Origin of the sequence: Mycoplasma sp. Pen4, assembly GCF_014352955.1 — a bacterium.
Lineage (GTDB): Bacteria > Bacillota_I > Bacilli_A > Mycoplasmatales > Metamycoplasmataceae > Mycoplasmopsis.
The window spans coordinates 429,118-452,527 of sequence record NZ_CP060691.1; the positions used below are offsets into that span (position 1 = coordinate 429,118).

General features: G+C 29.9%; 24 protein-coding genes. 16 read left to right on the plus strand and 8 right to left on the minus strand.

The annotated features are described in order from the left end of the window. The first annotated feature begins 5 nt into the window (after positions 1–5). From H9M94_RS01500 to H9M94_RS01525, 6 genes are all read left to right on the plus strand, one after another. Positions 6–1,139: a DnaJ domain-containing protein gene (locus H9M94_RS01500; RefSeq protein WP_187469820.1), complete on the plus strand. Its 1,134-nt coding sequence runs from the start codon at positions 6–8 to the stop codon at positions 1,137–1,139. 21 nt (positions 1,140–1,160) lie between these two features. Beyond that, positions 1,161–1,541, plus strand: coding sequence for a YigZ family protein (locus H9M94_RS01505; RefSeq protein ID WP_187469821.1), 381 nt, complete (start codon positions 1,161–1,163; stop codon positions 1,539–1,541). Then, on the plus strand, positions 1,534–2,925 hold the full coding sequence (locus tag H9M94_RS01510) for a M17 family metallopeptidase (protein ID WP_187469822.1): 1,392 nt from the start codon (positions 1,534–1,536) through the stop codon (positions 2,923–2,925). The genes H9M94_RS01505 and H9M94_RS01510 overlap by 8 nt, the downstream gene beginning before the upstream one ends. 3 nt (positions 2,926–2,928) lie before the next feature. After that, on the plus strand, positions 2,929–3,618 hold the full coding sequence (locus tag H9M94_RS01515; protein WP_187469823.1) for a PQ-loop domain-containing transporter: 690 nt from the start codon (positions 2,929–2,931) through the stop codon (positions 3,616–3,618). Positions 3,619–3,679: 61 nt separating this feature from the next. After that, positions 3,680–5,053: a M17 family metallopeptidase gene (locus H9M94_RS01520; protein WP_187469824.1), complete on the plus strand. Its 1,374-nt coding sequence runs from the start codon at positions 3,680–3,682 to the stop codon at positions 5,051–5,053. A 170-nt stretch (positions 5,054–5,223) separates the two neighbouring features. Further along, positions 5,224–5,964: a hypothetical protein gene (locus tag H9M94_RS01525; RefSeq protein WP_187469825.1), complete on the plus strand. Its 741-nt coding sequence runs from the start codon at positions 5,224–5,226 to the stop codon at positions 5,962–5,964. A 95-nt stretch (positions 5,965–6,059) separates the two neighbouring features. On the opposite strand, the gene der is transcribed toward H9M94_RS01525, so the two are convergent. The 4 genes from der to H9M94_RS01545 all read right to left on the minus strand — a co-directional run bounded on the left by der (position 6,060) and on the right by H9M94_RS01545 (position 9,544). Continuing rightward, positions 6,060–7,370, minus strand: a complete 1,311-nt coding sequence (gene der, locus H9M94_RS01530; RefSeq protein ID WP_187469826.1) for a ribosome biogenesis GTPase Der — start codon at positions 7,368–7,370, stop codon at positions 6,060–6,062. Beyond that, a complete protein-coding gene (gene cmk, locus H9M94_RS01535; RefSeq protein ID WP_187469827.1) occupies positions 7,370–8,056 on the minus strand; it encodes a (d)CMP kinase in 687 nt (228 codons plus the stop codon). Before cmk ends, der begins: the two co-directional genes overlap by 1 nt. A 51-nt stretch (positions 8,057–8,107) precedes the next feature. Beyond that, the gene (locus H9M94_RS01540; protein WP_187469828.1) at positions 8,108–8,545 is read right to left on the minus strand and encodes a hypothetical protein; all 438 of its coding nucleotides are present in this window, start codon (positions 8,543–8,545) and stop codon (positions 8,108–8,110) included. Between the two features lie 99 nt (positions 8,546–8,644). Beyond that, on the minus strand, positions 8,645–9,544 hold the full coding sequence (locus tag H9M94_RS01545) for a hypothetical protein (RefSeq protein WP_187469829.1): 900 nt from the start codon (positions 9,542–9,544) through the stop codon (positions 8,645–8,647). A 115-nt stretch (positions 9,545–9,659) separates the two neighbouring features. On the opposite strand from H9M94_RS01545, the gene ftsY reads away from it, so the two are divergent. From ftsY to H9M94_RS01580, 7 genes are all read left to right on the plus strand, one after another. Next, a complete protein-coding gene (gene ftsY / locus H9M94_RS01550; protein ID WP_187469830.1) occupies positions 9,660–10,706 on the plus strand; it encodes a signal recognition particle-docking protein FtsY in 1,047 nt (348 codons plus the stop codon). After that, on the plus strand, positions 10,699–10,926 hold the full coding sequence (locus H9M94_RS01555) for a sigma factor-like helix-turn-helix DNA-binding protein (RefSeq protein WP_187469831.1): 228 nt from the start codon (positions 10,699–10,701) through the stop codon (positions 10,924–10,926). The genes ftsY and H9M94_RS01555 overlap by 8 nt, the downstream gene beginning before the upstream one ends. A 145-nt stretch (positions 10,927–11,071) precedes the next feature. After that, positions 11,072–11,389 (plus strand): hypothetical protein, encoded by a 318-nt coding sequence (locus H9M94_RS01560; protein ID WP_187469832.1) that lies wholly within the window; start codon positions 11,072–11,074, stop codon positions 11,387–11,389. Next, positions 11,389–13,029, plus strand: a complete 1,641-nt coding sequence (locus H9M94_RS01565) for a DAK2 domain-containing protein (protein WP_187469833.1) — start codon at positions 11,389–11,391, stop codon at positions 13,027–13,029. The genes H9M94_RS01560 and H9M94_RS01565 overlap by 1 nt, the downstream gene beginning before the upstream one ends. Then, on the plus strand, positions 13,029–14,042 hold the full coding sequence (plsX, locus tag H9M94_RS01570) for a phosphate acyltransferase PlsX (protein ID WP_187469834.1): 1,014 nt from the start codon (positions 13,029–13,031) through the stop codon (positions 14,040–14,042). Before H9M94_RS01565 ends, plsX begins: the two co-directional genes overlap by 1 nt. After that, positions 14,042–14,734, plus strand: a complete 693-nt coding sequence (rnc, locus tag H9M94_RS01575) for a ribonuclease III (RefSeq protein ID WP_187469835.1) — start codon at positions 14,042–14,044, stop codon at positions 14,732–14,734. Before plsX ends, rnc begins: the two co-directional genes overlap by 1 nt. A gap of 9 nt (positions 14,735–14,743) precedes the next feature. Then, the gene (locus H9M94_RS01580; protein WP_187469836.1) at positions 14,744–17,680 is read left to right on the plus strand and encodes an AAA family ATPase; all 2,937 of its coding nucleotides are present in this window, start codon (positions 14,744–14,746) and stop codon (positions 17,678–17,680) included. A 52-nt stretch (positions 17,681–17,732) separates the two neighbouring features. Here the strand turns inward: H9M94_RS01580 and tsaD are convergent, their stop codons facing one another. The 4 genes from tsaD to H9M94_RS01600 are packed head-to-tail and all read right to left on the minus strand — an operon-like array spanning position 17,733 to position 20,491. Further along, the gene (gene tsaD, locus H9M94_RS01585) at positions 17,733–18,677 is read right to left on the minus strand and encodes a tRNA (adenosine(37)-N6)-threonylcarbamoyltransferase complex transferase subunit TsaD (protein ID WP_187469837.1); all 945 of its coding nucleotides are present in this window, start codon (positions 18,675–18,677) and stop codon (positions 17,733–17,735) included. Continuing rightward, a complete protein-coding gene (locus H9M94_RS01590; protein ID WP_187469838.1) occupies positions 18,677–19,240 on the minus strand; it encodes a hypothetical protein in 564 nt (187 codons plus the stop codon). Before H9M94_RS01590 ends, tsaD begins: the two co-directional genes overlap by 1 nt. Beyond that, entirely contained in the window at positions 19,240–19,632 is a 393-nt protein-coding gene (gene tsaE, locus H9M94_RS01595; protein ID WP_187469839.1) for a tRNA (adenosine(37)-N6)-threonylcarbamoyltransferase complex ATPase subunit type 1 TsaE, read from the minus strand. Before tsaE ends, H9M94_RS01590 begins: the two co-directional genes overlap by 1 nt. Next, positions 19,625–20,491: a DegV family protein gene (locus tag H9M94_RS01600; RefSeq protein WP_187469840.1), complete on the minus strand. Its 867-nt coding sequence runs from the start codon at positions 20,489–20,491 to the stop codon at positions 19,625–19,627. Before H9M94_RS01600 ends, tsaE begins: the two co-directional genes overlap by 8 nt. Before the next feature lie 39 nt (positions 20,492–20,530). Here H9M94_RS01600 and tapR point away from each other — a divergent pair, with 39 nt between their 5' ends. From tapR to H9M94_RS01615, 3 genes are all read left to right on the plus strand, one after another. Beyond that, the gene (gene tapR, locus H9M94_RS01605) at positions 20,531–21,109 is read left to right on the plus strand and encodes a TyrS-associated PheT N-terminal domain-related protein TapR (RefSeq protein WP_187469841.1); all 579 of its coding nucleotides are present in this window, start codon (positions 20,531–20,533) and stop codon (positions 21,107–21,109) included. A 1-nt stretch (position 21,110) separates the two neighbouring features. Beyond that, on the plus strand, positions 21,111–22,343 hold the full coding sequence (gene tyrS, locus H9M94_RS01610) for a tyrosine--tRNA ligase (protein WP_187469842.1): 1,233 nt from the start codon (positions 21,111–21,113) through the stop codon (positions 22,341–22,343). A gap of 363 nt (positions 22,344–22,706) precedes the next feature. Beyond that, the gene (locus H9M94_RS01615) at positions 22,707–23,204 is read left to right on the plus strand and encodes an MAG0490 family ComEA-like DNA-binding protein (protein WP_187469236.1); all 498 of its coding nucleotides are present in this window, start codon (positions 22,707–22,709) and stop codon (positions 23,202–23,204) included. Positions 23,205–23,410: the final 206 nt, after the last annotated feature.

Sequence of the window (23,410 nt, forward strand, 5' to 3'; positions counted from 1 at the left end):
TAAATATGTCTAAAAAAAGAGATTATTATGAGGTTTTAGGAGTGCCTAAAACTGCTACAGAAAAAGAAATAAAAACAGCATATCGTTCACTTGCTAAAAAATATCACCCAGATGTTGTAAAAGATGGAAGTAGCGATGAAAAAATGCGTGAAATAAATGAGGCATATGATATTTTATCTGATGCTCAAAAACGTAAAATATATGACACACACGGACATGATGCAGCCAACAATATGGGAGGGGGTTACTCAGCATCAGACGGACAAGGCTTTGAAGGTTTTGGTGGATTTGGAGGTGGCTTCAATTTCCACGATATCTTTGATTCGATTTTTAGTGGCATGGGTGGCGGATCGTCAAGATCAGGTTATTCTACCGAAGACTTCAATATCGTTGAAAACATCGAAATTAAATTTATGGACGGTGTAAATGGTATTGACATCACTAAAAAATTAAATAAATATGAAGCATGTTTAGATTGTCATGCAAAAGGTGCTAAAACCGGAGATTACATTCAGTGTTCTTCATGTAAGGGACAAGGTTATGTACTTCAACAAGCCAGAACATTCTTTGGTGTATCACAACAACAAGTATTATGTCCGAGCTGTAAAGGCAGTGGAATTACTATTGTTAAAAAATGTACAACATGTGATGGACAAAGATTTAATAAAGTTCAAAAGAATGTTTTATTAAAGGTTCCAAAAGGTACAAACACAGATGGTGTAACACTTAGACTTAAAGGTTTTGGTAGACCAATTCCAAACACTAACAAAGTTGGTGATTACAAATGCCACATTATTGTAAGACCACATAAATATTGAAAATATGTTTCAAGTGTTGATTTAGCAATGGAATATCAAGTTTCTATATTTGACATTATTAAAGAAGCAAATATTGAAATCCCTACACCACTTGGTCGAAAAACAATCAAACTTAAAAGTAGTTACAAAACCGGAACAAAAATTAAGATTCGTGGGGGTGGTGTAGATAACAGTTATAGACAAGGTGATTTATACCTTCATTTAGACGTTATTGTTCCACACCTTTCAAGAGCAGATAAGAAAACAATTTTAACTGCAGCAGAATCGATTACAGATGAAACAAATAATGAATTCATAAAAGAGATTGAAAAAGCAAAATAAATAATAAAATTATTTAAATATATGATTAAACAAGAATTAATAATTAAAAAATCAACATTCGTTTCATACGTATACGAGATCAATGATAAAAAAGAAGTAAAACATATCATTGAAAAACTCAGAAAAGAACATAAAAAAGCACGGCATGTTTGTTACGGATACCTAATCAATAATGGTTCAGAAACAGCAGGTTTTTCTGATGATGGTGAACCAAAAAACACAGCAGGTAGACCAATCTATGAAATTATTAAATTAAAAAACCAAACTAACATTTTAGTTGTAGTTGTTAGATATTTTGGTGGTATTCTACTTGGAGCTGGTGGTTTAATTAGAGCATATCGCCAAGGAGCAGCTGATGCAATTAATTCTTATATATTAGAAAAGGAAAAACAAAATGATTAAAGTTTTATTTAAAGAAAGAAATGCACATGCACTTTTAAAAGCAGCATACGAAAACACAGCATTTCCAAACTATGTAGCAAGAAAAAATGGAAAAATCACAGATAACTTATCAGAAAATGTTTCATACATTTATATTGATAAAAAACATCAATCACTTGATGAATTAAAAAGTATTTTTGAAGATTTACCTTCAAGATTGAACCGTTCATACCAAATTGATGTTGAATCATTTGCAGAAGTATTTGATTTTGAAAAAGAAGAAGTTTTAAGAGTGATCTTATCAAAACTTATCTTTGGTAGTGCACAATTATTCAAAAAATCAATTGATGATACAAAAAGCAAAAAAGATAGCAAAGAAAAAGAAAATGAAATTTCATTATTAGTAAACAATGATGATAATGAAACAAAAGAATTAGTTAATAAAATCACTTTAATTGCTGAAGCAGTTAATAAAACAAGAGATTTCCAAATTAGACCAGAAAACTTCTTAAATTCAGAAATGTTAGCCGCAGAAGTTGCAGAAGATTTTTCAGGAATTAAAAACTTAACAGTAAAAACATTAACTAAAAAAGAAATTAAAGAACTTGGTATGGGACTTCTTTTATCAGTTAACCAAGGAAGCACACACGAACCAAGAGTTGTTGTAATTTCATATAATGGTGATAAACGTTCTAAAGAACACATTTCAATCGTTGGTAAAGGTATTACATTTGATACTGGTGGTGTTAATACAAAAGGTTACCACATGGAAGGTATGAAATACGATATGTCAGGTTCTGTAATTGCTGCTTATGCAATTAAGGTACTTGCAGAATTAAAAGCAAAAGTAAATGTTTCAGCAGTTATGTGTATTACAGATAACAGAATCAATGCTGATGCTTCATTACCGGAAAACATTTACCAATCAATGTCAGGTAAATGAGTTGAAGTAGTTGATACTGATGCTGAAGGTCGTTTAGTACTTGCTGATGGAATTTACTATGCAGCAGATAAATTAAAAGCAACAACAATTATTGATGTTGCAACATTAACAGGTTCAATGCTTGTGGCTTTAGGAAACACATTCACAGGTATTTGATCAACAAATGATGAAAAATGAGAAACATTCAACAAAGCCGCTAACACAGCGCAAGAAAAAGTTTGAAGAATGCCAATGCACGAAGTTTACAACAAAGGTAATAAATCTTCAAAAGTTGCCGATTTAGCTAACTGATCTTCAAAAGTTAGACCAGATTCTTCACAAGCAGCTATGTTCTTAAAAGAATTTACAAAAGATGTTGATTTTATTCACTGTGATGTTGCTGGAACAGCAGATGTTCAAGGTGAACCACAAGGTGCTCTTATTGCAACATTAGTTGAATTCGCATTATTAAATCAAAAATAGTTTATGCTCTACTACGCCTTAATCTTAGGGATATTAGCACCATTCCCAACTATTTTTGGTATTTGAAAATTACTAAAAAATAAAAATGTCGATGGATTTTCAGTTCAATCAATCATGATTGCTGAATGAGGTTCTGTCTTTTTCACAATATTTGGTTTCAATGACAAAGCATCAGGTTTTGACTTACTAGCATTAAAAATAGCTGGTGCAACAGTATATTTTGCCAATGTAATTTTAATGAGTGTTTATTTCTATTATTCAAAGAAAGAAATATTAGGTTTAAGTAATTATGCCCAACTCATTATTAATGCATTGTTTTGAACAATCTTATACATTGGAATTGTTGTTGGATTTTCATTATCACCAGAAATTGAAAACCAAATTTTCAAATCAATCGTTTCATTCCTTGCGCCAATGTTTATTGTGGTTGCAATATCGCCTCAAATTTATAAAACATTAAAAACAAGGGATGTAGCAAACTTATCACTAATTATGTTCTTATTTAGCCAAGGACTATGCGCCGGATGAATGGTATATTGAGCAATTCTATTTTCAAAAGAATTAGGTGCACCAACTGCAATTGGTTTATCAGCACAAATACTATTCTTTATTATTAATCTTATTCAAATAATTTTAATAATTTGACAAAGATACTTTGCTCACAACGAAAGAAGAACAAACAATATTAAATAACTTAAAATAAAAAAGAGTAAAATACATGTATTAAATTACTATATTAAAGAAAGAAGGTAATATGTTTATTAAAAATATTGATAAAACAAGAAATCAATCAATGCTTTTAAAAGCAGTATTCAAAGGTGATGAATACCCAAAAACATTAATTGAAAAAAATAATGTTGTAACTGAATACTTTGACAAAAACGAAGCATTAGTTTACTTAGGAGAAGCAGATAAATTAAAATACAACTCAGTATTTGGATTTGCAAAATCATTCTTTGCTTCACAAGGTAGAGATGTACAAATCGACCTTGATACATTTGTTAAAAACGACTTAACAATCGCTGATGTTGTACGTGCATTTGTTGATGCATACAACTATGTAAATGCTGATATTTACTCAGCTAAAACAGCTAAAAAAGATGAAAAATTCGCAGTTTCATTATTCACAACAAAAGATGAAAACGAATATGCTGAAGCTTTAAAAGAAGCAGTGGTTCTTTCTGAAGCAGTTAACTTCGCAAGAAACTTACAAGTTACACCACCTAACATTTGTAACTCAGAATGACTTGCAGATAAAATCGTTGAAGATTTAGCACAATACGATAACTTAAAAGTTACAGTATTAAACAAAAAACAAATCGAAGAACAAAAAATGGGACTTCTTTTATCAGTTAACCGTGGAAGTATGTTTGAACCTAGAGTTGTTGTTATTGAATACAACGGAAACCCAGATTCAACAGAAAAAACAGTTTATGTTGGTAAAGGTATCACATTTGACTCAGGTGGATACAGCCTTAAACCAGGTCGTTCAATGTTAGGAATGAAATACGATATGTCAGGTTCAGCATTTGTTGCTGCATCATTAAAAGCTATCGCACAATTAAAACCAAAAGCTAATGTTGCTGCAATTATGTGTGTTACAGATAACCGTGTAAATGGTGATGCATCATTACCTGATTCAGTATGAACAAGTATGAATGGTAAAACAGTTGAAATCAACAACACAGATGCTGAAGGTCGTTTAGTTATGGCAGATGGACTTACATATGCTGTAAGAAACTTAAAAGCTACAAGACTTGTTGATGTTGCTACATTAACTGGTGCTATCTTAGTTGCATTAGGACACACATACACAGGTGTTTGAGCAACAACAGAAGAAGCATGAAAAGACTTATCAGATGCTGCTAAATCAGCAAATGAATTAGTATGAAGAATGCCATTAGATGAAGCATTTGCTAAAGAAATCCGTAACTCAGTAGTTGCTGACTTAAAAAACACTGATTTATCAGGTGTTGGTGGTGGATCATCATCAGCTGCTATGTTCTTAAAGGAATTTACAGAAGATGTTGAATACATTCACTTAGATGTTGCCGGAACAGCAGATGTTGCCGCTAGACCAACAGGTGTTATGGTTAAAACATTAACACACCTTGCAATGAAAAAATAATAATTCAAATTAAATTGGGGTATATTCCTCAATTTTTTTGTTCTTAAAATGTGGATAATTTGTGGAAAATAATGGAAATTTTATCAATTTCTTTGGTTATTTAACCAACTTGTAGTAATCTAAAAATAGAAAGTGATAGGAAATTTACACTTTAACCAAGGAGAAAATTTATGAAATTAAAGAAATGACTTATGTTATTACCAACAGGATTTGCAGCATCATTATTACCATTAGCTGCAATTTCATGTGGAACAAAAACAGAAGAGAAAACTGATAATAAAAACAAAGAAGGAGAAAAAACAACAGAAGTTGTAACAACTCCAGGAACAGATGCAACAAAGCCTGTAACTGAAACTACAAATCCAGAAACACCAACCGTTGATGAAGCTGAAAGAGATAGAGCAGCAAAAGAAGCTGAACTTGATTTATTAGTTGATGATTTAAAAGCTGCTAAAAACTTTGGATTTGAACTTTTAGGTGAAGATTACTACTCATCTCAAGAAGGAACATATGGAATTTTAGTTGGTGACTTAGAACATCGTAAAAATGTATCATATGATTTCAAAAATTACTCAATTACTACACAATGAAGCAGTAAAAGAAACATGTTAAACTGAACAGGTGAAAACAGTTTATTAAAACAAGGTAGTGCACAACTTGCGCCTGCAGATGATAATAATGCATGATACAACGAGAATCCTAACGGACGAATTCCTGCAACATTTGATAAAGCAACAAACACATTAACATTAGAAGTAAAACTTGTTGCGAAAGTTGCAAAAGATTCAAAATACACAACACACAAAGGATTCGTTCGTTCATCTAAAGCATTAACAATTAAATTAGTAATTCCTACATTCGAAGGTTTCGATAAAGAAGCACAAGAATACAAACCAACACAAAACAAATAATATAATTAACTTTACAATACTGCACGTTATAATCGTGTGGTATTTTTAATTACAGAAAACAAAAAAACCACTTTGTGCAAGTGATTTTAGTAATATTATTCCATAGTACCTTGTTTATTTTTAAAATTCATTTTAATTGGACAACCACGGAAATCAAATGTTTGACGTAGTTGATTTTCAAGGAATCTTTGGTATGAAAAGTGAAGTCATTTTTTGTTATTAACAAAGAAAGTAAATGTTGGAATTTTTGCTTTTTCTTGACGTGCAAAATAAATATGTAATCTACCACCATTACATGACTGTGCTGGTTGAATTAACTGCGTTTCCATAATTAAACTTGAAAGAAGGGATGGTTTAATTTCACGTTCAAGATTTTGTCTTACAAGGTTAATTGCGTCATATAACTTTTGAAGTCTTTGATTGTACTTAGCAGATATAAAAATAATTGGAACTCAAGGAACAAAGTGGAATTTGTTTCTAAGTTTCTTTTCATAATCTGACATTGTATTTGTCGATTTTTCAATTAAGTCTCATTTGTTTACTACTATAATAACTGGTTTTTCATTTTCTAAAGCGTAACCAATGATACGTGAATCAAAGTGTGAAACTTCTTCTTGTGTGGCATCTAAAACAATTAATGATAAATCTGCTTCTGCAAGTGAGTTCATAGCTCTCATTAATGCATAATGATCAACAGACTCAACAAGTTTTGATTTCTTTGTAATACCAGCAGTATCCACAACATTATAAATACGATCATCAATTTGAATTAATGATTTAACACTATCTCTAGTTGTTCCTGCTAAATCAGAAACAATAGAACGCTCTTCTTTAGCCAAGTTATTTAAAAGAGATGATTTACCAGCGTTTGGTCTACCGATGATAGCTAAATTAAATTGATCTTCATCAGCTTGACTTGAAAAATCAAGATATTCTAAACAACAATTTAAAACATCTCCAATTCCTTCTCCGTGTAATGCCGAAATAGGAAAAATATGATCAACTCCTAATGAGTATCATGAATAATCAAATTGTTGCGTACCTTCAAGTTTATTAGCTACAGCAATAACAGGTTTTCCTGAACGACGAAGAATATTCATAATGAATAAATCGTCATTTGTAATTTCGCTAGTTCCATCAAATAAAAAGATAATTACATCAGCTTCTTCAATAGCAACTTTTGCTTGAATTTGAATTTGTTCTTGAAAAGGACGGTTTTCAATTTCAATACCACCAGTATCGATGATTTTCATTTCTTTACCAAGTCATTTAATTTTTTCGTATAAACGATCACGAGTTACTCCAGGTTCATCATGAACAATAGAAACTTTTTTACCAATTAATTTATTGAAAAAAGTTGATTTACCAACATTTGGTTTTCCGATAATTGCAACTGTATTATGCATTATTCCTCCTTAATAGAATGGATTTGCTTAACAGTATCATCAACAAGTTTTAAAATGTGATCTACCACTTCTTCAAATTCCATATTTGTACAATCGATATATGTTGAGTCTTCTGTTTTATGTAATGGATCAACTTTACGATTCATATCTTGTGCATCTCTGAGCTTAACTTCATATAAAACTTCATCAAAGTCAGTGTTATAACCTAAAGCGTGATTTTGTTCAAGTCTTCTACGTGCTCTTTCTTCTTCGCTTGCTCATAAGAAAATTTTAACTTCAGCATGTGGCATGATTTTAAAAGTTGTATCACGTCCATCAATAATGTAACCTTTGTTTTTTAGTGTCATATGTTGAATTAAATCAACTACATAGTTTCTAACTTCAGGTATTTTAGCAATTGTAGGTGTAATTTTTGAGATGTAATCTGCACGAATTTCATGTGAGATATCTTGACCTCTAAGTAATGTAACATCTCCAAGTAATAATTTAATCATTCCAATTTCGAGGCTATCGATAATCTTTTCAGTTTCATGTGATTCAATACCTTTTTTATTGGCATTATAAGCAATAGCACGATAAACACTACCTGAGTTAATAAACATATAACCTAAGCGCTTTGCAATCTCTTTTGAGATTGTTGATTTTCCTGCCCCACTTGGGCCGTCAATAGCAATATTTACTTTCATAATAACCTTCCTTTTCTAAATTAAAATAATAAACAAAAAAGCAAACACCAATTAAATGTCTATCTTATTGATAATAACCCTGGTGGTTTGCGACATATCTATAATTTCATCATCATTAGTTTCTTTTTCTTCAAGTTGAAAAGCCGACACAAAACGAGTCAAAAACTTGTTTTGCTCTGTAATTTCAAATAAGTTATATTGGTCAATAAAGTAACTATTAAGTTCTAATGCATCTAAATTCAAGGCTTTTAAGTTCTTTTCTAATTGGTTGATTTGTTCAAAGTTAGATGTTGAAAAATCACCTTCATATCATTCTTGTGGTGCCTTGGTTTCAAACTTTGTGTATTTAAAGTCTTTGTCTCTAAAAGTTTTATCAAGTCAATTTAATTCTTTTTGAATTTCTTTATCTGAATTTAGAGCTAAAAACTTTAATCTGTCAAATGTTGCATTTTGCATTGTTTCATTCAACTTTATTGCCTTTTTACTCATAGTTAAATTTTAACAAGAAAACTCATATTTTTTATTAAAAAATATAATTTAGATAAATTGATAAAAATAAGCAAAAGAAAAAGCCATTAGATGACTTTTTTAATTAAAATATTGTTCGAATTTTCTTTCGAATAAACCTTTGTCATAGTTATAAAGAGTTGAAATGTTAGTTTGCATTGAAGCAATAACAAACATCATATATTCTTTATTATTACTAAATTTTGAAGCCAAAGTTACATTATCAGAAACCATCATTTTAGATTTATCATCATTAAAGATAATTTCAGAGAATTGTGGTGAGTTATAAACATATGTAAAAGCTCTTAAAAATATTCTTTTAATAAAGAAACCATCACCAAATCTTTTGTATGACATAACTCCATTTACATAATCTTTATATTGAATTGTAACTCCAGCAGTTAAATTCTTTTTAGTTATATAAGTTTTAGAAATATCAATGTCTAATTTTAAGTCTTCAAAACGAGTTTCAACAAACTCTTTATATTCTTTGTAAGAAATAGTTAATGTATCATGTTTTTTATAATTTAATAAGATATTAACCACTGAAATTAAGGCAATTATAAATGGTAATAAACCAAAACAAAACATGATAAATGGTAATGATGTGTATCATTCCGTTACTTCAACATATTTAGGTTCTTTTTTATCTGCAATTGGTTCTAAATTTGAAGAATTTTCCATATGGAATGTTGCAACTGAAGTGATTTCATTTTTTGAAACCATTTCTTGATTGTTTGCATTGTTATTTTCGGGAATTAGCAATTTTATTACTCCTGTTTGAAAAAGAATAAATGCAATCATTACAATCATTAATAAAACAAAGATGATAGCGATGTTTTTGTAACTACTTTTTAATCCTATTTTTAAGGTAAAACCTGATTTACTCATTTTCCGAAACTTTTCTAATTTGAACATTAAGACTCAAATGAAAATAAGTTCTGGAATAATGAAAAATCCATAATAAACTATTTGATTCATATAAAAATTATACATTTTTGTGCCTATATGACTTAATTAAATGTTGGATTATCAACACAATCATCCCGGTTAAATAAAAAATACTATATTTTAGTTATTAAAGTAAAATATAAGTATGGGATTTTTTAAGAAATTAGTAAATAAAGTCTTTAACAAAAAAGACAATGAAGACGTAAAAGAACTAGAAGCAAAACTAGACGAAAAAGAGACAAAAGAAATTGTTAAATCTGAAAAATTCAAGAAATATGAAACAGGTTTAAATGCATCTTCTTCATTTGGAAAACAGCTTTTAGAAATTCAAAATAGACATAAAAAAATTGATGAAGAATTCTTTGATGAATTTGAAGAACTTTTAATTATGTCAGACATTAACACCTCACTTGTAGATGTAATGATCGAAAAAATCAAACAAGAAGTAAGAACAAATAATATCGATGATCCAAAATTAATTGGTGAATTAGTTGCAGATCAAATGTTTGCAATTTATACAAATAACTCAATCGTTAATACAAATTTAAACTTTGAAGATAGTAGAGTTAACGTATTTGTTTTTGTTGGTGTAAATGGTTCTGGTAAAACAACATCAATTGCTAAAATTGCTCATAAATACATTAAGCAAGGTAAAAAAGTTTTAATTGCTGCTGCTGACACATTCCGTGCTGGTGCAGTAAATCAACTTGGAGTATGAGCTGAACGTATTGGCGCAGAAATTGTTAAACCAGACAAAGAAGGAGCAGATCCTTCAAGTGTTGTTTATAAAGCAATAGCAAAAGCAACCGAAGAAAACTATGATTTAGTTATCATTGATACTGCAGGTAGATTACAAAATAAAATTAACTTAATGAAAGAACTTGAAAAAATGATTGGTGTTATTCATAAATTCATTGATGATGCACCACATGAATCATTACTTGTTCTTGATGCAACTACTGGTCAAAACGGTTTATCACAAGCACGTAGCTTTAAAGAGATTGCAAACCTTACCGGAATCATTCTTACAAAAATGGATGGTACATCAAAAGGTGGTATCGTGCTTTCAATTAAAGATGAATATGATATCGATGTTAAATATGTTGGTTTAGGCGAAAAACTTGATGACTTACAAGAATTTGATCTAGAATTATTCATCTACCAAATGACAAAGGATTTAATTAATGAATAAGAAAAACATTGAAAATGTTGATAAATACATCTCACTTTATGAGAAATATGGGAGTTTATTGACACAAAATCAATCTCAAGTTTTTCAACTTTACTTCTATCAAGATCTTTCATATGCTGAAGTAGCAGAAATAATGGCAACAACTCGTGCTGCTGCTTATGACGCAGTTAATAAAGCTTGTTCAAATCTTGAAAAATATGAAGCAAAACTTAAAATTTAACGCCAAAAATTTGGCGTTTTTTTATGCACTTTTACAAATCAAAACCAAATGTGAAACTTATAAATATATATATTTATAAATATCGTTAAAATGTTAAAATATATACACTATACACTAAAATAACTTTTTATTGCAAGAAGGTACTATGACAATACAAGAAATTAAAACAATTTTTATTGACACATTATCAGCTACTACAGGTATCGTTAAGTTAGAAAATCCTGTTTTAGATATAGATATTGACAAAGTGTCAAAAGATAATGAAGAAAAACCATTAGAAGATTATATTTCTGTAACAGAAATGAATGGTGGTTACAGTTTCGTTATTGCAGTTACATTACTTGAAGGAGTATCTGCTAAATTTATCAGTTCACAATTGTTTAAGCAATTATCTCTTGTGTTACGTAAGAAAAAAATCAAATTGATTAATTTAACAATTATATTTAAAGGAGTAACTAAATAATGAAGCAAACAGTAATTTTAGATTCCAAGACGTTAGCGAAAGCATTCTTATCAGGAGCTAATGCTTTAATTAATGCAAAAAATAAAATTGATGCGCTTAACGTTTTCCCAGTTCCAGATGGAGACACAGGAACAAACATGGCGTCTACAATAGCCGCAACAATTACAAACTTACAAAAACCAGAAACTGAAACTAAAACCGTCGCTCAATTAACTGCTACAATGTCACACGACATGATTTATGAAGCAAGAGGAAATTCAGGTGTTATTTTGTCACAAATTTTCAAAGGATTCGCAATTGGTTGTGATGGTAAAAATACTCTTGATACCGCTGGATTAATTTTAGCATTCCAAAAAGCAACAGAAAGAGCTTATAAATCAGTTTTCAAACCAGTTGAAGGAACAATTCTTACAGTTATTCGTGAAACTTCTGAAAATTTAACAAAAGAATTTGACGGCAAAGAAGTTCCATATTTAGAATTTTGAGCAAAGGTAGTTGAATTTGCGCGTAAAAGTTGTGATGAAACACCAAACAAATTAAAAACACTTCGTGAAGTTGGTGTAACTGACAGTGGGGGTGAAGGACTTTACAATATTCTTTGAGGAATCAATGAAGCACTTAATGGACGTTTTGTTGAGGAAAATAAAGATCTTCAAGAAATTGACACTTTCATTAGTGATGGTGAAGTTTACGAAGGTGAATTCGGTTATTGTACAGAAGTTTTAATTGATTTAGCAAATCCAGAAGAATTTAATAAAGATAAATTTACACAAAGACTTATGAAAATCGCAAACTCACTTGTGGTTGTATCAGATGAAAATATCGTTAAGGTTCATGGTCACGCAATTAAACCAGGTAAATTACTTAACCTTGCACAAGAATATGGTGAATTTATCAAAATCAAATCAGAGAACATGACACTTCAAGCTAATAACTCAAAAGCAAATGCAGAAAAATTAAAAGCAAATAGCGAAACTAAGAAAACACCTTGTGGGGTTGTTTCATGTAACTTAGGTCCTGGAATTATTCAACGAATGAAAGATCTTGGATGTGACTTCATTGTTGAATCAGGACAAACACAAAACCCATCAGCACAAGACTTAATTAACGCAGTTAATAACGTTAATGCTGACACAGTATTTATTCTTACAAATAATAAAAATATTATTTTAGTTGCACAACAAGTAGCACAAGTTATTGATGATAAAAACATCATTGTAATTCCAACAAAATCACAAATTCAAGGTATTACAGCAATGCTTAACTTTAACCACGAATCAAGTGCAGAAGAAAACAAAGAAATGATTCTTGAATGTGTTGCAGATGTACAAACCGGAGAAGTTACAAAAGCAGTAAGAAACACAAAATTAAACAATGTATCAATCAAAGAAGGACAATTCTTATCAATTTTAGACGGTAAGATTATCGCTGCTGAAGATGATGTTTTAGATGCTGCAAAACAAATTTGTGCCAAAGCTATTAAACCAGGCAAAGAGATTGTTTCAATTTACTATGGAGATGAATCGGATTTATCTACCGCAGAAGAATTAAGCAATTACATTAATGCTACTTATGACATTGAAGTAGAAATCATTGAAGGAAACCAACCTTCATACCACTTCATTATAGGAGTTGAATAATGGATTTTAAACACACAATTGTTTTTGATGTTAACGGAAATGATAAAGGTGTACTTGAATGTTTTTTAGCAGCACAAGAATTCGCAAATAATAATCCAACTTACAAAATCAAACTTGTTGGTGATGTTGCAGAATTAAAAGAACTTAATAATTTTGCAAATATCGAATTAATTGAAAATAAAAATAAACCAACTGATCCAAAAAACATCAGAAAAACTTTGCAAGAAAACACTTCAATGAATCAAGCAATTGAAATCCTTAAAAACAATGAAGCGGACGGAATCATTTCAAGTGGGGATAGTGGAAGTTACTTATCTGCTTTAACACTTAAAATGAAGCGTCTTCAAAATGTATCACGTCCAGCGTTTATGCCCGTTGCAAATGCAATTAACGGACAAAAATTTGTTTTTATGGATGTTGGAGCAAATTTAGAAACAAAACCAGAATACTTAATTGAATGAGCAAAATTGGCTTCAGCATTTTATCAAACAATGTTTGCTACAAATTATCCAAGAGTAGCATTATTAAACATTGGAACCGAAGATTACAAAGGACCTGAAGCAACAAAAAAAGCACATCAATATTTAACAAATGATAAGTCAATTAATTATGTTGGTTTTCACGAAACTAGAGATGTTTTTAGAGGACACTATGATGTAGCTATTATCGATGGTTATGCCGGTAATATTATGCTTAAAAGTTATGAAGGTGCAATCTCTACTTTTAAAGACACTTTAAAAACTTCAATTATGTCTAAATTAAAATATAAACTTGGTGCACTTTTATTAAAAGGAGCATTTAAAGAAGTTGCTGCAACACTTGACTATCGTTCAGTTGGTTCTGCATGAGTAGTTGGAGTTAATGCGCTTGCTGTTAAAACCCACGGAGCAAGTGATAAAAAAGCATATTTAAGTGGTTTAAACTCACTTAAAAATGCAATTGAAAACAACTTACTTAATAAACTCCAAAAAGCAACTGAAAATCTAGAAATCAACCTAGAGGAAAGTGAATAATGTCAAACACAAATCATCATTTAACATTAAAATCTTTTCTTGAGCAACATGATATTGAACCTAACAACATTGATATATATTTCACTGCAGTTAAGCACTCATCATATACAAGAATCGAAAGAGATAACTATGAGCAACTTGAATTTTTAGGTGATGCAATCCTACAATTTTTAAGTTCTTCATATATATTTAAAAAATACCCAACTTTAACACAAGGTTACCAAACAAGACTTAGATCTAAAGCGGTTTGTACAAAAACTCTAAGTGAAATCACCAATCAATTAGGGTTACTTGATTTACTCAAAACAGGACCAGGTAAAATGCGTGATACAGTAATTAGTTCACAAAAAGTTCAAGCCGACTTATTTGAATCACTTACTGGTGCAATTTATATTGATCAAGGTTTACAAAAAACATATGATTTTGTCAAACAATACGTTTTTCCATTAATTGACGATGTTCATAATGAAGAAAACAAAGACCCAAAAGGAAGATTACAAGAATACTTCCAAAGCATCTCGAAAGAAAACATCACCTATGTTACTGAATGAGATGAAAAGAGAGAACAATTTTATTCCAAAGCAAAACATGATAATCAATTCTACGGCCAAGGTTTTGGACTAAGCAAAAAAGAAGCCGAAGTTAATGCAGCAACCGATGCATTAGAAAAATTAAAGGTTAATGAACAATAGGAGGATAAAATGAAACTAATTAAGATTGAAGCACATGGTTTTAAATCATTTGCCGAACCCATCGTTTTACGTTTTGATGGTGGTGTAGCAGGAATTATCGGACCTAATGGTTCAGGTAAAAGTAATATTAACGATGCCATCAAATGAGTATTAGGAGAACAAAGTTCAAAGGAAATGCGTGGGGATACTATGCAAGACCTTATTTTTGCAGGATCTAAAACTGTTAAACCAATGGACTTCGCCAAAGTAACTTTAACATTTGACAACAAAGGTGCAGACAACTCAATTGATAGTGATACTGTTGAAATCACACGTATGATTGAACGTGGAAAGGGAATGAATAGTTACTTTTTAAATGGTCAACCATGTCGTTATAAAGACATTAAATCAATTGCAATGGAAACTGGTATTGGTAAAAGTTCACTTGCTATTATCTCTCAAGGTACTGTTTCAGATATTGCAGAATCAAGTGACGATGACCGTCGTGGAATTTTTGAAGAAGCAGCCGGTGTTTCTAAATTCAAATTCAAAAAGACTGAATCACTCAGATTATTAGAAAGCACATCAAACTCATTAAAACAATTAGAACCAACAATTAATGAGCTTGAAAAACAACTTGTTCCATTAAGAAAACAAGCTGAAAAAGCGTTAATCTATAGAGATAAAGCAAAAGCATTAAAAGAAGTTGAAGTCGCTTTCTTAGCACACGAAATCAGAAAATACGAAAAGCTTTATGATGAGCTTTCAGAAGAACTTAATGGTGTTGAAGAAACAAAAAACAACTACGAAACTCAAATTGGTAAAATCAAAACACAAATTAATGAAAAAAATCTTGAAAAAAGAACTGTTGATAATGAAATTGCATCATTACGTGGTAAATTAGGTTCAATCAAAGAAAAACTTGATGCCATTACAGTTACCCTTGCTAGAGAAAATGAACGTTTAAACCTTATTGCAAGTGGGGAATTAGCAGTTAATGATGAAGAAAAAACTCGTGCATATGCACTTAAAGTTCTTGAACTTGAACAAAACATTTCATATACAAAACAATCATTAGAAATTATTAATAACACTGTTGCACAGGAGCAAAACTTATTATCTGAAACTTCTTCAAAAGTTAATAAATTACGTTTCGAAGTTCAAGCAGCTATTAATAAACGTACTGAAGTAAACACAAATTTACAAATCTTACTTGAAACAAAGAACAAACGTACAAACTTATTTAAAGGTACAAAAACAATCCTTGAAAATAAATCACACTTTAGAGGATTTAAAGGACTTGTTCGTGACTTAATTCACGTGCAACCTGATTACATTAGAGCGATTGAAACTATTCTTTCAAATGCATCACAACACATTGTTGTTGATATTCCTAATACAGCTGTTAAAGCAGTTGAATTCCTTAAGAAAAACAATGGTGGTCGTGCAACTTTCATTCCATTAACATCTATTAAAGAAAAATTTGTTAGAGATGATTATTTACTTGTTGCATCTAACCACGTTGGATTTATCGGAATTGCCTCAGACTTAGTAGAATTCGATCCACAATATGAAGTTTTAGCTAAATTCTTATTAGGTAATGTTGTTGTAGTTGATAACATCGATGCAGCAAACCAAATTTCTAATATTTTAGAAAGAAAATACATGGTTGTGACACTTGATGGTGACGTTATCCGTGTTGGTGGGGTTATCGTTGGTGGTACTGCACAAGATACAGATAACATTATTGGACTTGATGATAAAATCAAGAAACTTCAAGATGTTATTCCAGGACTTAATTCAATTATTCAAAATAATGAAGCTTTAATTACAAAATATGAAACTGAAATTTCAAGAATTAACACTTCATTACAAGAACACATTTATGAACAACGTATTACAGGATCTCAAATCTCTCGTACAGAGCAAGAGTTAATTGAATACAAATCAAAAGCAGATATTAACAATCAAAACAGTGAAAATCAAGGTTCTCCTTCATCTATGAATGCAAGAAGAAATGAATTATTCAATGATTACAAAATTCTTAAAAACGAATTAACAATTAAATCTCAAATCAAGGAAGCACTTGATGCTGAGTTATATCATTTAAATGAAACATGACAACAAACACAAACTAATTTAAATGAGTTAAATAATTCATTTACAAACAAAATTGGTTTACATAAAACGGCAGAAAATAAACTTGCTAACTACCGTGAAAGACTTTCAAGTCACTATAATTTCACTGTAGAATATGCTGAACAAAATTTCAAGTTAAATATGCCACCTGAAAAAGCATCAGAATATGTTGCTGAACTTAGAGAGCAAATTAATGAACTTGGTAATGTTAACCACGAATCAATTGAACAACTTGAATTAGTGGAAACACGTTACGATAGATATGTTGCTGATCGTGATGAATTACAAGAAGCATACAACCTTTTAATGCAAGGTATTGCTGAATTAGATAAAATCATCATCACAAGAATGACAAATGTTGTAAATGATGTTAACGATCAATTTAGCAATGTTTTCCGTTCAATGTTCGGTGGTGGTAGCGCAGAAGTTAAATTTGTTGATCCTAATAATGTTTTAGAATCAGGAATTACAATTTATGCACAACCTCCTGGTAAAAGTGTTAAAAATCTTAGATTATTCTCAGGTGGTGAAAAAGCACTTATTGCTATCTCATTATTATTTGCAATCCTACGTGCTAGACCTTTACCATTATGTATCCTTGATGAGGTTGAAGCAGCACTTGATGAAGCTAACGTTATTAGATATGCTGAATACTTACAAGAACTTAAAAAACAAACTCAATTCCTTGTTATCACACACCGTACAGGTACAATGACAAGACTTGATGCATTATTCGGTGCAACAATGCAAACAAGAGGGGTTACAAGTTTCTTTAGTGTTCAACATAAAGATGCTGAAAAATACATTCAAGAGCCTGAAACAAATTAATAATTTAAAAATCCTTCCACGCCTATGTGAAAGGATTTTTTATATACTTTTATTATTTATTATCTTCTTCAAATTTTAACTTAAGATATGCAGCTTGCGCAATCATTGCACCATTATCTGTTGCATATTTCAATGAAGGCACTATTGTGTTTGGATGTAATTTAACAAACTCATTTCGGAGCATTGTATTTGCACTAACACCCCCACCAAGCACAAGTGTTTTAATGTTTGGATATTGTTCTAAAGCTAACTTAGTTTTATCAATTAAATATTCAACTGCAGTACTTTGGAAACTAACAGCAAGTTTAATTGGGTCAATTGTTTCATTTTTCATAGCAGCTTTATTTACTCGATTTAAAACTTGTGTTTTTAATCCTGAAAAAGAAAAATCAAGTAAATTAGTGGTATGTGGTTTTGTGAAAGTTTCATAATCACCTTGGTAAGTTTGTGACAACTTATCAATCAATGGACCACCCGGGAAACCTAAACCTAATCTAGAAGAAACTTTATCAAATGCCTCACCAACTGCATCGTCTAGAGTTTCACCAATTATTTCTAAATCCGCTACATTTTTAGCATAAATAAGTTGTGTGTGGCCACCAGAAACAAGTAAACACAATGCTGGAAACTCAATGTTTTCTGTTAATGTCGAAGATAAAAAATGTCCAACTAAATGATTAACAGGAATTAATGGTTTTTTGCAAACTTTTGAAATTGCGTATGCAAATAAATACCCAACTTGAAGTGTTCCTATTAAACCTGGTTCAGTTGTATATGCAATATAATCAAAATCATCCTTGTTATATTTAGAAAAAACCATTTCTTGAATAATAGCAATGTTCTTAACGTGTTCACGTGAAGAGATTTCAGGAATAGTTCCACCATATTTTTTAAAAATATCAATTTGACTTATAGTCCATAAATCAAGCACTTTTCCATCTAGAACCACTGCTATTGATGTATCATCATGTGATGTTTCAATTCCTAAGATTGTCATTATTTTTGACCTCCTATTTGTGGTTCTTTAATGTAAAGCGGTTCAATTTCCATTGATGGCATTTCGATAAAACAATTTTTGTAGTTAGCAAAATTATTAATTACTTCTTGATAATCAACTTTATCTAAAGCAATTTCATCACTTGCATGAATAACTTTTATAGCTTCTGCATAGTTGTTCTCATCAAAAATATCTAAATTATATTCATAGATTTTTTTACCTTGAGCATCAGTGTGAAATTTACTATTACTTGGGTATTGTTGTCTTAATAAATCCAATGTGGTAGTGATGAACATCTTGTTGTGATTAACTAATGCAATAGTTCTTAAAAATACAAGAGAACTTCTAACTCCAGTAAAAAAACCAGGACCAATATTTGTGTACAATGAACCCAATTTATCTATGTCTAAGTTATTTTTATCTAAAATCTTGCTAAACTCTGCAGTTATTAAATTGACTTTTTTCTTATAACCTTGAAGCAAAATATAATCAACGACTTTGAAATTATTATCAAATAAAACTAATACAAAATCTTCATATGATGTATCTAAATATAAATTCATTATTTCACCTCTTCAATTTCAAAACAGTGTTGATCATTTTCATTGATATAAGCTTTGATTTTGATGAAATTATCTAAATCTAAATTATGCTTTGAAGGTCATTCTATAGCAACTATATTGTCATCAAAATAATCCTCAAATTCTTCGATGCTTCCCTTGTAATTGTAAAGGTCAATATGAATTAAACCAGGATAGTCTTTCATATATAAAAAACTAGGAGAAGTAATATTTTCACTTATCCCAATAAATTTTGCAAGTCTTTTAACAAAAGTTGTCTTACCAGCTCCTAATTCACCTTCTAATAAAACAAATTGTTTTTCTTTAAATAAATTTAAATTCGCTTCAATAAATTTATCTAAATCATCAATTGAATTGCAATTAATTTTAAGCATTAATAACCTTCTTAAGACTGTCGTGTAATTTCTTAGTTGATTTAATTATTACTATTGCTTCTGGACCAGTATGAATTGAAATACAGTTAGGTAGATTGCTTGTGTAAACATCATTTGGAAAATTACTTTCAACAAATGACTTAATTGTTGCATAATCAGGAGAATCATTGTGAAGGATAATGATATCACTTGTATTGTTGTCGTTTTCTAACTTAGCAGTGATATTGTTGCAAATTGCTTTTGTAAATATTCTTCCTTTTCCTTCTTTTTCTAACTTACCTTTATCAAACGCAATAATAGGTACAATTTTAAGAAGTTTAGCAACTGTTGCAGCTGAAGGTGATAATCTACCACCTTTAACTAAATAATCATTATATTTTGGTACTAATGAAACTGATAATTCACCTGTTCATTCAGCAGATTTTTCCAATGCTTGATCAATGCTAAAACCTTCTTTTTCAACTAAATCAATGAAGTAGAAAATTCTCATTAATGTAAGAATTGAAATGTATTGTGAATCAAAAACCTTAAGTTTTGCAAAAACACTTTCCATAACTTTTAAATTTTGATATTGACTTGATAAGTGTTTTGAAATTGGAAATACAACTATATTTTCATATTCTGCAGATAATTTTTCAATCATTTCTTCAACATGACCAATTGGAGTACATGATGTTTTATATGTCTTTGTATCTAGACTAAAATGATTAAATAATTCTGTAGATAATAAGTTATCTCCATCATCATAAATTTTTCCATCTAATTCTATTTTTAAGGGTAAAAAGTATCACCCTAATTCCTCAATTTGTTTCCTTGATAACCCACATGATGAGTCAACTACAATAGCCATTTTTTTCATATGCTAATTATATATTAAATTATGTATAATTTTACTAATATGATAGTATTCAATAATTTAAATAATGCATTCAAAAATACATCAATTATTTTTATAGATGCACAAGTAAAAACAACTAAATTTGTAGGTAATAATGACCTTTTATTTTTAGTTGATGATAACAATAAAGTTGGTTCAGTAAATGTTTTAAATAACGAAATTTTCAACATTGATCCAAACTCTAAATATGGAGCATTAAATCAATTGCAAAAAGATATTTTAACTCAACGTGCAAGTGATTTAGGTCTTACAATAAGTGATGAACCCAAATTTATTTATGGAAAAATAATCGCTCGTGATAATCACCCAAAATCAGAAAAACTTTTTGTTCTACAAATTGAGATAGCTCAAGATAAAGCGATTCAACTTGTAACTAATACACTTGATTCAGAGGTTAATAAGGTGGTTGTGCTAGCTCTGCCTGGATCAACAACTTTTGCTGGGACAAATGTTTTATCAGGTGAATTATTAGGTGTAAAAAGTTTTGGTATGTTAACGGGACATCGTACACTTGATTTTGACAAAGATGGCTTAATCTTTGGTACAGATGACAAAATTGGAAAGGATTTTGAATTTTAAAATGAATATATTAGACGAATTAAGATCTCGTGGGATCTTAAAACAAATTAGTAATGAGGAAAAATTCTTAGCTTTACCTGAAGGAGCGGGAGTATACTGTGGTTTTGATCCAACTGCTACATCTTTACACTTAGGAAACTACATTCAAATAGCAAACTTATTAAGATTTAAAGAAAAAGGTTTCAATGCGTTTGCAATTTTAGGCGGTGCAACAGGGATGATTGGTGATCCATCTTTCAAGGATTCTGAAAGACAACTTTTAGATGATGAAACAGTTAAAGAAAATAAGTCAAAAATTAGAAAGCAATTAGAATCATTTGGTTTAACAGTTATTGACAACTATGACTTCTACAAAGACATGAACGTTTTAATGTTCCTTCGTGATGTTGGTAAATTAGTTAACATTTCATACATGCTTGCAAAAGATTCAGTTGCTTCAAGAATTCAAAACGGTTTAAGTTTTACTGAGTTCACATATCAATTAATTCAAGGTTGAGACTTCTTATCACTTTATAAAAATAATGGTGTTAGAGTTCAATTTGGTGGTTCAGATCAATGAGGAAACATCACAACTGGACTTGACATGATTTCAACCGTTATTGGAAATGAACACCAAGCAGTTGCTATTACAGCTGATTTATTAACAGACTCAAATGGTAATAAATTCGGAAAATCAACAGGTGGTGGTAGTTTATGACTTGATAAGTACAAAACAACACCATATCAAATGTATCAATTCCTTTTAAACCAACCAGATAACGAAATTGAGAAATTATTAAAATGATTAACATTCATTGAAGTTGATGAAATAAATGAAATAATTAAGCAACACAACGAAAATCCTGCAGCTAGATATGCACAAAAAAGATTAGCAAAGCAAATCATTAAACAAGTTCACTCTGAAAGAGATGCTGAACAAGCAAAATTAATATCTAACATATTATTCAATAAAAAGTTTGATGTAACTACAGTTTCATACACAGAAATTGCAGAAATCCAAAATGACCTACCTTCAATTGAAATAACCGAAAAAGAAAACATTATTACAACATTAATCGAACAAAAAATAATTAAATCAAAAAGAGAAGCAAGAGAATTTATTGAAAAAGGTGCTCTTAAATGAAACTTACAACCAATTAATGAAGAAACAACTGCAGTTAGTGCATTATTCAACGGTAAATTTGCTTTATTAAACATTGGTAAAAAAACCTTCTATCTTGCAAAAATTAAATAGTCACTATGACTATTTTTTTATGCTTTTTAATTAAAAAAGTAGGAATTCTCGAAAAAAATGTAAAATATGAAACGGGACATGAAAAATGTCCCAGTTCATATAAAAGTATTGTTTATGTTATTAGATAGTGGTAACATAAAATGTATATTAAATTAACTTGTTTTTTATTTCTTATAAAGCATTATTATGCTTAATTCTTACAAATATATTGCTATTAACAATTTTTGTTTTTATTTAACCTTGTTAACAAAGGTTAGTTACCGAGTATAAAAATTTATAATAAATAATATGGCTCTCGTTCCCCGCGGGAGCTTCTTTTTTGTTTATTTTTAGTTCACTGAACAATATTTTTATTTAATAGATGTGAAGAAGGCATTTTTATTAAAAATTTTAGCAATAGCATCACTGCTTACAATTGGAGGTTACTATGTTTTTCTTAACATTAATAAAACAACTCAGAATCCGGAGATTAAGAATTTAGAAAATCAAATAAATACATATTATCTAACTGGTGCAGTTTTAAATCCGTATCCAGTGGAAACAGAGAGAAAACTCACATATCAAGAATTATTTTTCATTGTTGGAGTAAAATCTGAAGCAGATTTAAGTGCATTTAATCTTAAAAGCAAACCAAAACCAGATCAGGAAATTTTTGTACCATACAAACAAGCAATGTTGAAATGAAGTGATTTAAATAATACTGACCAATTAACACAACTAAGTTTATCTAAAAAAGATGCAAGAAAAATACTTGCATATAGACGCAAACACAAAACAATATCATGAGATGACTTATATGAAATAAAAAATTTATCTGAGATAAGTTACGTGAAGCTAAAAAACATTTTAATATTGATTTAGTTTGATTCAATAACTTCTTAATCATAGGAGTATTTGGTTGATTTAATCACACTTTTAATTTTGTTTATTTGTTAATAATTGTCCTACTTATATCTTTCAATCTATATATTGATTGAAAAAGATCTAGTGTGGTAGTTTTTGCAATATGATTTTATTTAATATTTCTATACATTAATCAATACATTCATTTCGTTGCATGACACGAC